Annotated in this window: 12 protein-coding genes; 7 read left to right on the plus strand and 5 right to left on the minus strand. The window is 54.1% G+C overall.

Annotated features, from left to right (window positions below):
• The first annotated feature begins 43 nt into the window (after positions 1-43).
• The 4 genes from gltB (at position 44) to JZ655_RS18545 (ending at position 7,946) form a co-directional block, all read left to right on the plus strand.
• The gene (gene gltB / locus JZ655_RS18530; RefSeq protein WP_046885768.1) at positions 44-4,504 is read left to right on the plus strand and encodes a glutamate synthase large subunit; all 4,461 of its coding nucleotides are present in this window, start codon (positions 44-46) and stop codon (positions 4,502-4,504) included.
• 9 nt (positions 4,505-4,513) lie between these two features.
• On the plus strand, positions 4,514-5,932 hold the full coding sequence (gene gltD / locus JZ655_RS18535) for a glutamate synthase subunit GltD (protein ID WP_040073853.1): 1,419 nt from the start codon (positions 4,514-4,516) through the stop codon (positions 5,930-5,932).
• 539 nt (positions 5,933-6,471) lie between these two features.
• Positions 6,472-7,209: a DUF1120 domain-containing protein gene (locus JZ655_RS18540; protein WP_046885767.1), complete on the plus strand. Its 738-nt coding sequence runs from the start codon at positions 6,472-6,474 to the stop codon at positions 7,207-7,209.
• 62 nt (positions 7,210-7,271) lie between these two features.
• A complete protein-coding gene (locus tag JZ655_RS18545) occupies positions 7,272-7,946 on the plus strand; it encodes a fimbria/pilus chaperone family protein (RefSeq protein ID WP_040073851.1) in 675 nt (224 codons plus the stop codon).
• 116 nt (positions 7,947-8,062) lie between these two features.
• On the opposite strand, the gene JZ655_RS18550 is transcribed toward JZ655_RS18545, so the two are convergent.
• Positions 8,063-8,760, minus strand: a protein-coding gene (locus JZ655_RS18550) for an IS1-like element IS1A family transposase (RefSeq protein ID WP_242637262.1) whose coding sequence is annotated in 2 segments (ribosomal slippage) — positions 8,063-8,511 and positions 8,511-8,760 — 699 coding nt in all. Because the reading frame shifts where the segments join, the coding sequence is not laid out codon by codon here.
• Between the two features lie 115 nt (positions 8,761-8,875).
• Here JZ655_RS18550 and JZ655_RS18555 point away from each other — a divergent pair.
• Genes JZ655_RS18555 through JZ655_RS18565 form a run of 3 tightly spaced genes read left to right on the plus strand, consistent with a single transcriptional unit; the run spans position 8,876 to position 12,404 of the window.
• The gene (locus JZ655_RS18555; RefSeq protein ID WP_242637285.1) at positions 8,876-11,170 is read left to right on the plus strand and encodes a fimbrial biogenesis usher protein; all 2,295 of its coding nucleotides are present in this window, start codon (positions 8,876-8,878) and stop codon (positions 11,168-11,170) included.
• Positions 11,167-11,703, plus strand: coding sequence for a DUF1120 domain-containing protein (locus JZ655_RS18560; protein ID WP_207292478.1), 537 nt, complete (start codon positions 11,167-11,169; stop codon positions 11,701-11,703). Before JZ655_RS18555 ends, JZ655_RS18560 begins: the two co-directional genes overlap by 4 nt.
• Positions 11,700-12,404: a DUF1120 domain-containing protein gene (locus tag JZ655_RS18565; protein ID WP_207292479.1), complete on the plus strand. Its 705-nt coding sequence runs from the start codon at positions 11,700-11,702 to the stop codon at positions 12,402-12,404. The genes JZ655_RS18560 and JZ655_RS18565 overlap by 4 nt, the downstream gene beginning before the upstream one ends.
• Before the next feature lie 60 nt (positions 12,405-12,464).
• On the opposite strand, the gene sspB is transcribed toward JZ655_RS18565, so the two are convergent.
• From sspB to rplM, 4 genes are all read right to left on the minus strand, one after another.
• Positions 12,465-12,962, minus strand: a complete 498-nt coding sequence (gene sspB, locus JZ655_RS18570) for a ClpXP protease specificity-enhancing factor (RefSeq protein WP_046885763.1) — start codon at positions 12,960-12,962, stop codon at positions 12,465-12,467.
• A gap of 5 nt (positions 12,963-12,967) precedes the next feature.
• On the minus strand, positions 12,968-13,606 hold the full coding sequence (gene sspA / locus JZ655_RS18575) for a stringent starvation protein SspA (RefSeq protein ID WP_040073848.1): 639 nt from the start codon (positions 13,604-13,606) through the stop codon (positions 12,968-12,970).
• 311 nt (positions 13,607-13,917) lie between these two features.
• The gene (gene rpsI / locus JZ655_RS18580; RefSeq protein ID WP_003860436.1) at positions 13,918-14,310 is read right to left on the minus strand and encodes a 30S ribosomal protein S9; all 393 of its coding nucleotides are present in this window, start codon (positions 14,308-14,310) and stop codon (positions 13,918-13,920) included.
• A 15-nt stretch (positions 14,311-14,325) separates the two neighbouring features.
• Complete coding sequence (gene rplM, locus JZ655_RS18585) at positions 14,326-14,754, minus strand: 50S ribosomal protein L13 (RefSeq protein WP_040073847.1); 429 nt, start codon at positions 14,752-14,754, stop codon at positions 14,326-14,328.
• Positions 14,755-14,859: the final 105 nt, after the last annotated feature.

The following is a 14,859-nucleotide window of genomic DNA, read 5'->3' on the forward strand; positions in this document are numbered from 1 at the left end:
AAGTTCAGTGGGAAGCCCGACGAGCCTGGGGAGGTTCACTGATATGTTGTACGATAAATCCCTTGAGAAGGATAACTGTGGTTTCGGCCTGATCGCCCACATAGAAGGCGAACCTAGCCACAAGGTAGTGCGTACTGCCATTCACGCACTGGCCCGCATGCAGCACCGTGGTGCCATCCTTGCCGATGGTAAAACCGGCGACGGTTGCGGTCTGCTGCTGCAAAAACCGGATCGTTTCTTCCGTATCGTGGCGGAAGAGCGCGGCTGGCGTTTAGCCAAAAACTACGCTGTCGGCATGCTGTTCCTGAATCAGGATCCTGAAAAAGCAGCCGCCTCACGCCGCATCGTTGAAGAAGAACTTCAGCGCGAAACCCTGTCGATTGTCGGCTGGCGCGATGTGCCAACCAATGAAGGGGTGCTCGGTGAAATTGCCCTCTCCTCGCTGCCTCGCATTGAACAAATTTTTGTCAACGCGCCTGCGGGCTGGCGTCCACGTGATATGGAACGCCGTCTGTTTATCGCTCGCCGCCGCATTGAAAAACGTCTCCAGGAAGACAAAGAGTTCTACGTCTGTAGCCTCTCCAACCTGGTGAACATCTATAAAGGTCTGTGTATGCCGGCTGACCTGCCGCGCTTCTACCTGGACCTGGCGGACCTGCGTCTGGAATCGGCCATTTGCCTGTTCCACCAGCGCTTCTCCACCAACACCGTTCCACGCTGGCCGCTGGCTCAGCCGTTCCGCTATCTGGCACACAACGGCGAGATCAACACCATCACCGGTAACCGCCAGTGGGCGCGCGCCCGTACCTATAAGTTCCAGACTCCACTGATCCCCGATCTGCACGATGCCGCACCGTTCGTGAACGAAACCGGCTCGGACTCCAGCTCCATGGATAACATGCTTGAGCTGCTGCTGGCTGGCGGGATGGACATCGTCCGTGCCATGCGTCTGCTTGTGCCACCGGCCTGGCAGAACAACCCGGACATGGATCCTGAACTGCGCGCGTTCTTCGACTTTAACTCCATGCACATGGAGCCGTGGGACGGCCCGGCGGGCATTGTTATGTCCGATGGCCGCTTTGCCGCCTGTAACCTGGACCGTAACGGCCTGCGTCCTGCGCGCTACGTCATCACCAAAGATAAGCTCATCACCTGCGCGTCTGAAGTCGGCATCTGGGATTACCAGCCTGATGAAGTGGTCGAGAAAGGCCGCGTCGGCCCGGGCGAGCTGATGGTTATCGATACCCGTGGCGGGCGTATTCTGCACTCCGCTGAAACCGATAACGATCTGAAAAGCCGCCACCCGTACAAAGAGTGGATGGAGAAAAACGTTCGTCGCCTGGTGCCTTTTGAAGAGCTGCCGGACGAAGAAGTGGGTAGCCGTGAGATGGATGACGATGCGCTCGCGAGCTTCCAGAAACAGTTTAACTACAGCGCGGAAGAGCTGGACTCGGTTATCCGCGTACTGGGCGAAAATGGCCAGGAAGCGGTCGGATCAATGGGCGACGATACCCCATTTGCCGTCCTCTCCAGCCAGCCGCGTATTATTTATGACTACTTCCGCCAGCAGTTTGCGCAGGTAACCAACCCGCCAATCGATCCGCTGCGTGAAGCGCACGTCATGTCGCTGGCCACCAGCATCGGCCGCGAGATGAACGTCTTCTGCGAAGCCGAAGGCCAGGCGCACCGTCTGACCTTTAAATCGCCGATTCTGCTCTATTCCGATTTCAAACAGCTTACGACGCTGCAAGAGGATCACTATCGCGCCGACACGCTTGATATTACCTTCGACGTGACCGAAGCGACCCTCGAAGAGACGGTGAAGGCGCTGTGCGACAAAGCGGAGCAGATGGTACGTAACGGTACCGTGCTGCTGGTGCTCTCTGACCGCAACATTGCCAAAAACCGTCTGCCAGTGCCTGCGCCGATGGCGGTGGGAGCGATTCAAACCCGTCTGGTGGATAAGAGCCTGCGCTGCGATGCCAACATCATTGTTGAAACCGCCAGCGCCCGCGATCCGCACCACTTCGCCGTGCTGTTAGGCTTTGGTGCGACGGCCATCTACCCGTACCTGGCCTACGAAACGCTGGCGAAGCTGGTCGATAGCCGTGCCATCGACAAAGATTACCGCACTGTCATGTTGAACTACCGCAACGGTATCAACAAAGGCCTGTACAAGATCATGTCCAAGATGGGCATCTCGACTATCGCCTCTTACCGCTGTTCGAAGCTGTTTGAAGCCGTGGGTCTGCATGACGATGTGGCAGAACTCTGCTTCCAGGGCGTGATCAGCCGCATCAGCGGCGCGGGCTTTGCTGATTTCCAGCAAGACCTGCTCAACCTTTCCAAACGTGCATGGCTGGCGCGTAAACCACTGGAACAAGGTGGTCTACTGAAATACGTTCACGGGGGCGAATACCATGCCTATAACCCGGACGTTGTGCGCACGCTGCAGCAGGCAGTGCAGAGCGGCGAGTACAGCGACTATCAGCAGTACGCTGAACTGGTCAATAACCGTCCGGCGGCAACGCTGCGCGACCTGATTGCCCTGAATCCGGGTGATGAAGCGGTCAGCATCGATGACGTTGAACCGGCGTCCGAGCTGTTCAAACGCTTCGATACCGCGGCGATGTCTATCGGCGCGCTCAGCCCGGAAGCTCATGAAGCGCTGGCAGAAGCCATGAACAGCATCGGCGGCAACTCGAACTCCGGCGAAGGCGGCGAAGATCCTGCGCGCTACGGCACCAATAAAGTGTCGCGCATTAAGCAGGTGGCATCCGGTCGCTTTGGCGTAACGCCTGCGTACCTGGTTAACGCCGACGTGATTCAGATTAAGGTCGCTCAGGGGGCAAAACCGGGCGAAGGTGGTCAGTTGCCGGGTGATAAAGTCACGCCGTACATCGCTAAATTGCGCTACTCGGTGCCGGGCGTGACGCTGATCTCCCCGCCGCCGCACCACGATATCTACTCTATCGAGGACTTAGCGCAGCTGATTTTCGACCTGAAACAGGTTAATCCGCAGGCGATGATCTCCGTGAAGCTGGTTTCCGAACCGGGCGTCGGCACCATCGCTACCGGCGTGGCAAAAGCCTACGCAGACTTGATCACCATTGCCGGCTACGACGGTGGTACCGGCGCAAGCCCGCTCTCCTCCGTGAAATACGCTGGCTGTCCGTGGGAGCTGGGCCTGGTGGAAACCCAGCAGGCGCTGGTGGCGAACGGCCTGCGCCACAAGATCCGCCTGCAGGTAGACGGGGGTCTGAAAACCGGCCTCGACATCATCAAGGCGGCGATCCTCGGTGCAGAAAGCTTTGGCTTCGGCACCGGCCCGATGGTGGCGCTGGGCTGTAAATACCTGCGTATTTGCCACCTCAACAACTGCGCAACCGGTGTGGCAACCCAGGACGAAAAGCTGCGTAAGAACCATTACCATGGTCTTCCCTTCAAAGTGACCAACTACTTTGAATTTATTGCCCGCGAAACGCGCGAGCTGATGGCGCAGCTGGGCGTGAAGCGTCTGGTGGATCTGATTGGCCGTACCGACCTGCTGAAAGAGCTGGAAGGATTTACCGCCAAACAGCAGAAACTGGAGCTGAGCAAGCTGCTGGAAACCGCGCAGCCGCACCCTGGCAAAGCGGTCTATTGCACCGAGAAAAACCCGCCGTTTGACAACGGCGTGCTGAATGCACAGTTGCTGCAGCAGGCGAAGCCGTATGTGGATGATAAGCAGAGCAAAACTTTCTGGTTTGATATCCGCAATACTGACCGCTCCGTCGGCGCATCGCTCTCCGGCTACATCGCGCAAACGCACGGCGACCAGGGCCTGGCATCCGATCCGATTACCGCGCACTTCAGCGGCACGGCGGGTCAGAGCTTCGGCGTCTGGAACGCGGGCGGCGTGGAGCTGTACCTGACCGGAGATGCCAACGACTACGTGGGTAAAGGCATGGCGGGTGGTCTGCTGGCGGTACGTCCGCCGGTCGGTTCTGCCTTCCGTAGCCACGAAGCCAGCATTATCGGTAACACCTGCCTGTACGGCGCGACCGGCGGTCGTCTGTTTGCAGCCGGTCGTGCGGGTGAGCGTTTTGCAGTGCGTAACTCCGGTGCTATCACCGTGGTAGAAGGTATTGGCGACAACGGTTGTGAGTATATGACCGGCGGGATCGTCTGTGTTCTGGGCAAAACCGGTGTGAACTTCGGTGCCGGTATGACGGGCGGCTTCGCCTACGTGCTGGACGAAAGCGGTGATTTCCGTAAACGTGTAAACCCGGAGCTGGTTGAAGTGCTGGATGTTGAATCCCTGGCGATCCACGAAGAGCATCTGCGCGGTCTTATCACCGAGCACGTGCAGCATACCGGTTCTTCACGCGGCGAAGAGATTCTGGCGAACTGGCCAGCCTTCTCCTCGAAATTCGCGCTGGTTAAACCGAAGTCCAGCGATGTTAAAGCCCTGTTGGGTCACCGTAGTCGTAGCGCAGCAGAGCTGCGCGTGCAGGCGCAGTAAGGGGTAGCAATGAGCCAGAACGTATACCAGTTTATCGACCTGCAGCGTGTTGATCCGCCAAAGAAACCGCTGAAGATCCGTAAAATTGAATTTGTAGAAATCTATGAGCCGTTTTCAGAAGGCCAGGCCAAAGCGCAGGCAGACCGCTGCCTGTCCTGCGGTAACCCTTACTGCGAATGGAAATGCCCGGTCCATAACTACATCCCGAACTGGCTGAAGCTGGCCAATGAAGGACGTATTTTTGAAGCCGCCGAACTGTCTCACCAGACCAACACCCTGCCGGAAGTGTGCGGTCGCGTCTGTCCACAGGATCGTCTGTGTGAAGGCTCCTGTACGCTGAACGACGAGTTTGGTGCGGTGACCATCGGAAACATCGAACGCTATATCAACGATAAAGCGTTCGAGATGGGCTGGCGTCCGGATATGACCGGCGTGCGTCAAACCGACAAGCGCGTGGCGATCATTGGTGCAGGCCCGGCGGGCCTGGCCTGTGCCGACGTCCTGACCCGCAACGGCGTGAAGGCGGTGGTCTTCGACCGTCATCCGGAAATCGGCGGCCTGCTGACCTTCGGCATCCCGGCCTTCAAGCTGGAAAAAGAGGTCATGACCCGCCGCCGCGAAATCTTCACCGGCATGGGCATTGAGTTCAAACTGAATGTGGAAGTGGGCCGCGACGTGCAGCTCGACGACCTGCTGAAGGATTACGACGCCGTATTCCTGGGCGTGGGTACCTATCAGTCCATGCGCGGTGGTCTGGAGAATGAAGATGCGCCAGGCGTGTACGACGCCCTGCCGTTCCTGATTGCCAACACCAAACAGCTGATGGGCTACGGTGAAACGACCAACGAGCCCTTCGTGAGCATGGAAGGTAAACGCGTCGTGGTGCTGGGCGGCGGCGATACCGCGATGGACTGCGTGCGAACCTCTATTCGTCAGAATGCGGCGCACGTTATCTGCGCCTACCGTCGTGATGAAGAGAACATGCCAGGCTCAAGACGCGAAGTGAAAAACGCGCGTGAAGAGGGTGTCGAGTTCCAGTTCAACATCCAGCCGCTGGGTATTGAAGTGAATGCAAACGGCAAGGTGAGCGGCGTGAAGATGGCGCGTACCGAGATGGGGGCGCCGGATGCGAAAGGCCGTCGTCGTGCAGAAATCGTGGCCGGCTCCGAGCATGTGATCCCGGCAGATGCAGTGGTGATGGCGTTTGGTTTCCGTCCCCACAGCATGGAGTGGCTGGCGAAGCACAGCGTTGAGCTGGATTCGCAGGGTCGCGTGATTGCCCCGGAAGGCAGCGATAACGCCTTCCAGACCAGCAACCCGAAAATCTTCGCCGGTGGCGATATCGTTCGCGGTTCTGACCTGGTGGTCACGGCGATTGCCGAAGGGCGCAAAGCGGCTGACGGCATTATGAACTACCTGGAAGTATAAAACGCGTAAAGACAGGCCATCTCGTCTATTAAAGATGGCCTGTCACATTCATCAGTTAATGATTTTCCCACCTAAAAATAGCCCTCTTACTCCATTAATAAGCATTTAAATTTTGCAAGATGATTTTTGCTTAAAATTATCCAGCAGCGTAATTGCCGCTTTTACGGCTTTAAATAAAATCACGCTTATAATAAAAACCCTTAAATGGCCTCGGTAGAGACATTAAATAATAACGTCCAGATAATTTTAATTGGTTATTAAAAGCTTTAAAAACAGATGATTTAGTATAAATACATTCAACAAATCAATACGAACCAAATGAATTCTTAATACTCGAGTTGCTAATTCACATTAGCCTAAAGAGTATTTAATATAGGAATAGCTAAAGCAACACACTCTAACCCATGCCAATTAAGCGTTAATAATCATCTTAACAGGATGATCGTTAATCCCTGAATGGCATTGTTGTAACGAATCTTAATTCACTACAACGCTTTTATTAACACACCGTAATTTTATCAGTAAGGATATTTGATACTATGAACATGAAATGGAAAATTTCTGCAGTCGCGCTGTGCTCTGCACTGTCATTTGCAACTTTTAATGCAGCAGCCGCTGGCAGCGTGACCATGGGCGTAAAAGGCTCTATCACCCCGGGTTCATGCACCCCAACCCTGAGCGCAGCTGAGATTGACTTCGGCACCATCACTGCTTCCACCCTGACCGCAGTAGCGCCTGCACTGAACCAGCTGGGTTCACGTGATATTACTCTTTCTATTGCCTGCACCGGCGCAACGGGAGTGGCATTTGCCGCTAACGACAACCGCCTCGAATCTGTCGTTCCGCTGAGCACTGATACTTTTATTGCCAACGCCAGCCCTAACCAGACCAACTACTCCGTAGGCAACAGTTCTCAGGCGTTTGGTCTGGGTACCGTTGGGACAACGAAGATCGGTGCATACACCATTGCCATGAAAATGAGTGACATCACCGCGACCGATGGCGCTGATGCCAACCTGCCTGTAGATATGCTCTCCGTTCGTGCAGGCATCACTACCTGGAGCAAAGCGAATACCGGCATGTTGAGTCCCTTTAATGGTACCAGTGCAAATATCGTCACCTTTGCGCGTACCGGTACCCTGGCTCCGGTCGCTATTAAAACCGCGAGCGTACCGCTGACCATCACTGCCGCTGTACAACCAATGTCTGCCTTCAGCAGCGCAAGTGAAAGCATTACTCTGAGTGGTAATGCAACTATCGGTCTGATTTACCTGTAATACGCCGGCCTGCGAACGGAACGTTCGCAGGCCTTTTTACTATTTTTTTAGCTGATGTGTTTATGAAAAAACATTTCCTACCCACCCTGCTTATTCTTTATTCGGCGCAAAGTCTGGCGTCAGGAATGGTTCCTGAAACCACAATGCTTCTGGTCGATGAAAGCAAAGGCGAAGCCAGTATTAATATTACCAATACGGACAGCACCCCTGCGCTTTTATATACCCGCGTCACAGAGCTACCGGGCAGTAAGAGCACTACCCGTCTGGTGGCTACTCAGCCAGTGGTTCGCTTAGAAGCAGGCCAGGTACAGCGTGTGCGCTTTATGTTGCAAACATCCGGTCCGTTACAGCAGCAGGAAATGAAACGTGTAAGTTTTGAAGGGATCCCGGCCAAAACGAAGGATGGCAACCGTCTCGCCGTCACGATACGCCAGGATTTACCGGTAATTATTCAGCCAACCTCTCTGCCAGAAGACTTACAACCCTGGAAGCATCTGCAATGGCAAAAAAAAGGCAGTGATATTGATATAGTTAATCCCGGAAAATATGTCGTTCGGATGTCACCAAGGTTTATTTCCATGCCTTCAGGGAAAGAAGGTCATCTTCCGGCAACCTATATTCTACCCGGCACTCACATCACAGTGAAATTACCGCAGACAACCGACTCTAAAATTAAATTCTTCCCGGCCAGCCGCTATGGCTACACAGGAGAAAGTTATACCACCGCATTACAATAAAAGGGAATAGAATGTGGTTACATGGATCGTTCTTAAAAAAATTAATTGTTATTACGCTTGGTACGCTGCCTGTAGTCATTTATCCGACCGTTGCTTCCGCGGGTAATGACTCCAACTTATTGATAGTGTTTTATGTTCAGATAATGCCCGATGACTTTGTCATGCAGCTCCACCGATTTTGAGAACGACAGCGACTTCCGTCCCAGCCGTGCCAGGTGCTGCCTCAGATTCAGGTTATGCCGCTCAATTCGCTGCGTATATCGCTTGCTGATTACGTGCAGCTTTCCCTTCAGGCGGGATTCATACAGCGGCCAGCCATCCGTCATCCATATCACCACGTCAAAGGGTGACAGCAGGCTCATAAGACGCCCCAGCGTCGCCATAGTGCGTTCACCGAATACGTGCGCAACAACCGTCTTCCGGAGCCTGTCATACGCGTAAAACAGCCAGCGCTGGAGCGATTTAGCCCCGACATAGCCCCACTGTTCGTCCATTTCCGCGCAGACGATGACGTCACTGCCCGGCTGTATGCGCGAGGTTACCGACTGCGGCCTGAGTTTTTTAAGTGACGTAAAATCGTGTTGAGGCCAACGCCCATAATGCGGGCGGTTGCCCGGCATCCAACGCCATTCATGGCCATATCAATGATTTTCTGGTGCGTACCGGGTTGAGAAGCGGTGTAAGTGAACTGCAGTTGCCATGTTTTACGGCAGTGAGAGCAGAGATAGCGCTGATGTCCGGCGGTGCTTTTGCCGTTACGCACCACCCCGTCAGTAGCTGAACAGGAGGGACAGCTGATAGAAACAGAAGCCACTGGAGCACCTCAAAAACACCATCATACACTAAATCAGTAAGTTGGCAGCATCACCGCTTCCGCGGATGACAGTCAGGCGGTAGATTTTGATCGCGAGACGCTTAAAGCGTTGGGCATGGACCCTGCTATCTCCAAATATTTTGAGAAAGAAGCTCGCTTTGCGCCCGGTGAAGTCCCTCTGGCATTGAAAGTGAATGGCACTTCTAAAGGTGCTTTTATCGCTCGTTTTTCTGAGAAAGGCGAACTGTGCTTTGATGAAGGGTTGCTTAAGCAGGCGGCGCTGAAAATACCCAGCAATATTAACGATACGCCTTGCTATGACTTTCGCAAAACCTGGCCCAATACGATCATCAAACAGCATCCTGAAAAGGAAGAACTGGAAATCATCGTACCGACTGACGCGCTGGACAGTCAGGCGGACCATCTGGGTGATTACGTAACGGGTGGCGCGGCGGGAATGTTAAATTATTCCCTTTTCACGACCCGAAACCAGTTTGCTGATTCGCAATCCGACTATTCACAGGCGACGATTGACGGCGGTTTCAACATCCTCGACTGGATGGTGCGCTCGCACCAAATGCTGAGCTATAACGACGGCAGATACAGCACCACAAGCTCCTCAACATGGATACAGCATACCTTTGTTGGGCTTGGCAGCACCATGAAAGCGGGTGAGGTCAGTCTCAATAATAGCTTACTGGATGGAGCATCCATTTACGGCGTATCGTTCTCACCGGATAGCGCATTGTCTCCCAATGATGCTGGTGTCCAGGTAAGCGGTATCGCCAACTCTTCCCAGGCTCGCGTGGAGATTCGTCAGGGTAATAAGCTCATCGCCTCCAACCTTGTTCCTCAGGGACCCTTTACGCTCACGGATCTTCAACTGCTCGATCGCAGCAGCGATCTGTCGGTGACGGTGGTGGAATCGGACGCTTCACAGCAGCGCTTTATCGTACCGGCAACACAATATAACCGGGGGAGCGGCACGCCGACGGGCATCCACGTAGCATTTGGGCGCGTCGATGATGATTACAAGAAAAAGCCCTGGGTGGGTAGCGTGTCGATGGGCACTCGTTTAACCCATAACCTTAACCTGAGCGGCGGCCTGATCGGCGCACGGGATTATCAAAATGCCGCGATTAACGTCGACTGGCTGCTTACACGCCTGAGCACGACGACGCAGTTGGCGGTATCAAACGATCGGGAATACACCCTTCAGGGGCAAAAAGCCTCGGTTTCGGCAAACTATGCGCTTACGCCAAACATCAGCCTGCGGGCCAGTGCTGCGCACGCGACGCGTGATTACCGCACCTTGTCGGACACGCTCGACAACGATTTTGTGGCGCAAAACAAAAATGAATACTCTGCTGGGATAAGCCTGGCGACCGAGGCGATCGGCAGCCTGGGCCTGAGCTACTATCAGACGGACAGTTACCAGCGCGATAATGATACTCGCTATCTCGCGCTGAGCTGGTCGAAAGCCTTCCGTCGCGCCATGTTATCCGTGAGCTGGCAGCACCAGTTAGGGACCAACGGCCAGCTCCACTATGACACCGGCAATGGCAAAAATAACACGGCAGGAAACGATAAGGATCTGGTCTACGTGAATCTCAGCATACCGCTGGGAGAGAAGTCGGCCAACCTGTATAGCCGCCATGACAGCAACAACACCCATTTTGGCGCCACGATGAACGCCAATGTCTCTGACGAGCTGAACTACTCGGTCGGCGCGGAAAGAGGCACCAAAGATAACGTTAACGCCGTCAACGGCGGTATTAACGCCAATCTGCATTATACCCAGTTGAACCTGAACGCCAGCGCAGACAACGATCGAAATCGGACCTACAGCGCATCGATGCAGGGGGGAATTGTAGCCCACGGCAACGGTGTGACCTTCTCTCCGTGGCAGATCAACGACACCTTCGCCGTTGCTCGCCTGGATAGCAATATTTCCGGGGTCAGAATTGAGACGCCACAAGGCCCGGTCTGGACTGACAGATGGGGCCAGGCCATCATTCCGGCGCTGCCCCCCTACCGTAACGCGTTAGTGCAAATTGATACAGAAACCCTCCCGCGCAATGTGGACGTCAGTAACGGAAGCAAGCGCATGAAACAGGGCCGCGGTGCTGTCGGAAACGTCAATTTCAAATTACTGGAACAGCGTCGGGCACTCCTCTACGTCACCCTTCCTGATGGTAGCAAGCTGCCGAGAGGCATTGCCATTGAAGATACTGACGGGAAATACATCACCACCGTAGTCGAAGACGGTATCGTTTTCATTAATAACATTCTGCCGAGACAGATCCTGGCGGCAAGACTCGAAAATGGCGTTTGCCGTATCGAAACGTCGTTGCCTGAAAACAGCGACCCTAACACCTTTTACGATACCGCAGAGGGGGTATGCAAATGAGAAGTGAACTCCGTTATTCACTCTGCCTGATGTTATTCACGTCCAGTCTGGCCCTTGCGGATTGTCAGATTACCGCCAGTCAGCCTTCGCTCTCCTACAGCCGGATGAGCCCGGCAGAACGCCAGCTGCAGGGTAGCCAAAAGATTACTCTGACGGAAAAGCAGGTGGTGGTACGCGCCGTGTGCGATACACCTTCCCGAATCCGTCTGTTTGTCTCTTCTGGTTTGGCCAACGGCAACCAGTTTGGATTCGGCAGTCGCGGAGCAATGAAAGTCATGGCGAGCCAGGCAATGCTGGATGACCGTAGCGTGCGGCTCAGTAAAGTGAGCGCTGGCGACGAGGCCATTACCGACGCGGGCCAATCCTCCTTGTCTCTCAACGTCAACGACGGGTTAGCGTTTATCGACAGTGGCGAACGGACGGCAAGCCAGGCGAGCGTCACGCTGACGGTTACGCCGCAGTTTGAAAACGAAGCCATTACTGATACAACCCGCTATGCCGGTAACATTAGAGTCAGGGTGGAAGCACAATGAATACACTGCTTAAAACGCTCGTCGGGCTGGTTGTATCAACCTCTCTGGCCTGGGCATCGGACACCGTGAATATTGATGTGTCTGTCACCACAGATGCCGCAGCCTGCACGCCCACGCTCAGTAATAACGGCATCGTAGACTTCGGGAAACGTTCTGCCGCGTTGCTTTCTGCCACCCATTTCACACAGTGGGGCAGTCGCGACATCACGCTGAATATCGTATGCGAAGCCTCCACGGCCGTGGCCATCACCGCCAGAGATTCGCGACCCGATTCTGTCGCTTATGGTCAGGATGGAAACGGCAATACCGGCCCTGATGTCCCTTTCCAGGGTCAGGGCAATATTAGTAATCCGGAGCGTCTGTTCGGACTGGGCAAAACCAGCGAAGGTAAAAATATTGGTAGCTATGCCATTGTCATCGACCAGGAGAGTGTGCAGGCGCAGGATGCGGGTTCGGCTGTCCCGGTAAGCATTGTCAGTGCCAGCACCACGGCCGGCCCCTGGTCCATCGCCTCTCCTGCCGCGTTCTCATCGGGTATGAACGGGTATTTATCCTTTGCCCGCAAAAACAGTACCACGCTGCAGCCTGTGACAACGGTAGTTGTGCCTCTGCGCGTATCCGCGAGCATCGCCAGTGGTCTCACTTCCAGCAACACTATCGGGTTAGATGGATTAGCCACCATTACGCTCGTTTATCTTTAAAGGTTTCTTACCGATAAAAAAAAGCCCAAATTTCTATTTGGGCTTTTTATCATTCGCACTTTACTTCACAACGCGTAACGCAGGTCGACCACCGCGCGGCGGCGGATCGTCATCCGGATCGTTGTCGTGGTCATGGTCAGGCTTATCACCGTCGATAACCGACATGACGGTTTCGTTCTCGCCAGTCGCGGTCTCTCCGTCATCGTTCAGGCTTGTCACATCTTCATCATAAGCCGCTTCAGGCTCAAACATGGTACCGGCACCGTTTTCACGAGCATAAATTGCCAGCACCGCAGCCAGCGGCACGGAAACCTGACGTGGCACGCCGCCAAAACGCGCATTAAAGCGCACTTCGTCGTTTGCCAGCTCCAGATTACCTACGGCACGCGGAGCGATATTGAGAACGATCTGTCCGTCGCGCGCATACTCCATCGGGACCTGTACGCCGGGCAGCGTCACATCCACAACCAGGTGCGGCGTGAGCTGGTTATCCAGCAGCCATTCATAGAAGGCGCGCAGCAGATAAGGACGGCGTGGAGATAACTGTGACATTTCCACAATGATTAACCCCGGCCGAGACGCATTTCACGTTCGGCTTCTGTCAGAGAAGCCAGGAAAGAGTCGCGCTCGAAGACACGCGTCATATAGCCTTTCAGCTCTTTCGCACCCGGGCCACTGAACTCAACGCCCATTACCGGCAGACGCCACAACAACGGCGCCAGGTAGCAATCGACCAGGCTGAACTCATCGCTCAGGAAGAAAGGCTTCTGACCAAACACCGGTGCAATAGCCAGCAGCTCTTCGCGCAGCTGTTTGCGCGCGGCATCGGCTTCGGAAGAGGTACCATTCACGATAACGTTCATCAGCGTATACCAGTCTTTCTCGATACGCTGCATGTACAGGCGGCTTTCACCACGCGCAACCGGATAAACTGGCATCAGCGGCGGATGAGGGAAACGTTCATCAAGGTATTCCATAATGATACGGGATTCCCACAGGGTCAGCTCACGATCAACCAGCGTCGGCACGCTTTGGCTCGGGTTGAGATCGATAAGATCCTGAGGCGGGTTATCCTTTTCCACATGCTCGATCTCAAAACTGACACCCTTCTCGGCCAGCACGATACGAACCTGATGGCTATAAATGTCAGTAGGACCAGAAAACAGCGTCATTACCGAACGTTTGTTGGCAGCGACAGCCATGAAAACCTCCAGGTATATTCAGAATTTTTACTGCTACCGGCCACGTGGCCAGCCAGATGATTTGTCACCCATCCCGGAGAGCCTAAATCATTGCTCAAAAAGCGAACAAAAATCGAGTATTCACCGATATTTGGGCATAAAATTGGATGATAGTTTACCAGATTTTGATGGCTTTGTGGTGAGGCGATTCTGGAAATGCCGAAAAAGAGGAGATAAACAAGCTTATCCTGAGGGTAACCGCAGCAGCGGTCATAAAAAAACCCGCCGAAGCGGGTTTTTGGCCAATTGTTGTCTGCCAAAGCAGAAAGCAATTAACGCTTGGAGAACTGTGGACGACGACGTGCTTTACGCAGACCCACTTTCTTACGTTCAACCTGACGAGCGTCACGAGTAACGAAGCCAGCTTTACGCAGTTCAGAACGCAGGGATTCGTCGTACTCCATCAGAGCGCGGGTGATACCGTGACGGATCGCACCTGCCTGACCAGAGATACCACCACCTTTAACAGTGATGTACAGATCCAGTTTTTCTACCATATCAACCAGTTCCAGCGGCTGGCGAACTACCATGCGGGCAGTTTCGCGACCGAAGTACTGTTCCAGAGAACGCTGGTTGATTACGATTTTACCACTGCCCGGTTTGATGAACACGCGAGCTGCGGAACTTTTGCGGCGACCAGTGCCGTAGTATTGATTTTCAGCCATTGCCTATAATCCCGATTAGATGTCAAGAACTTGCGGTTGCTGTGCCGCGTGGTTGTGCTCGTTGCCTGCGTAAACTTTCAGTTTACGGAACATAGCACGACCCAGCGGGCCTTTTGGCAACATGCCTTTAACCGCGATTTCAATCACACGCTCAGGACGGCGAGCAATCATCTCTTCAAAGGTCGCTTCTTTGATACCACCGATGTGGCCAGTGTGATGGTAGTACATTTTGTCAGTACGCTTGTTGCCAGTTACTGCAACTTTGTCTGCGTTCAGAACGATGATGTAGTCACCAGTATCAACGTGCGGAGTGTATTCCGCTTTGTGCTTACCGCGCAGGCGACGAGCCAGTTCAGTAGCCAGACGGCCCAGAGTTTTACCGGTCGCGTCAACAACATACCAGTCGCGTTTTACGGTTTCTGGTTTAGCTGTAAAAGTTTTCATTAAAAGCTTACCCAAATAAATAAGTTACACGTAGGTGTTCACCCAAACGTTTAATCAGTTGAGGTTCACACGACAGAGTCCGGCAAACCTACCCCTTCGAATAGC

This window comes from Leclercia pneumoniae (assembly GCF_017348915.1).
In the GTDB taxonomy this organism is placed as follows: domain Bacteria; phylum Pseudomonadota; class Gammaproteobacteria; order Enterobacterales; family Enterobacteriaceae; genus Enterobacter; species Enterobacter pneumoniae.

Coding starts and splice junctions, on each gene's coding strand:
- rpsI (WP_003860436.1), bottom strand. CDS start 14,310: ATGGCTGAAAATCAATACTACGGCACTGGTCGCCGCAAAAGTTCCGCA.
- gltD (WP_040073853.1), top strand. CDS start 4,514: ATGAGCCAGAACGTATACCAGTTTATCGACCTGCAGCGTGTTGATCCG.
- JZ655_RS18545 (WP_040073851.1), top strand. CDS start 7,272: ATGAAAAAACATTTCCTACCCACCCTGCTTATTCTTTATTCGGCGCAA.
- JZ655_RS18555 (WP_242637285.1), top strand. CDS start 8,876: ATGGACCCTGCTATCTCCAAATATTTTGAGAAAGAAGCTCGCTTTGCG.
- sspA (WP_040073848.1), bottom strand. CDS start 13,606: ATGGCTGTCGCTGCCAACAAACGTTCGGTAATGACGCTGTTTTCTGGT.
- JZ655_RS18540 (WP_046885767.1), top strand. CDS start 6,472: ATGAACATGAAATGGAAAATTTCTGCAGTCGCGCTGTGCTCTGCACTG.
- JZ655_RS18560 (WP_207292478.1), top strand. CDS start 11,167: ATGAGAAGTGAACTCCGTTATTCACTCTGCCTGATGTTATTCACGTCC.
- JZ655_RS18565 (WP_207292479.1), top strand. CDS start 11,700: ATGAATACACTGCTTAAAACGCTCGTCGGGCTGGTTGTATCAACCTCT.
- gltB (WP_046885768.1), top strand. CDS start 44: ATGTTGTACGATAAATCCCTTGAGAAGGATAACTGTGGTTTCGGCCTG.
- rplM (WP_040073847.1), bottom strand. CDS start 14,754: ATGAAAACTTTTACAGCTAAACCAGAAACCGTAAAACGCGACTGGTAT.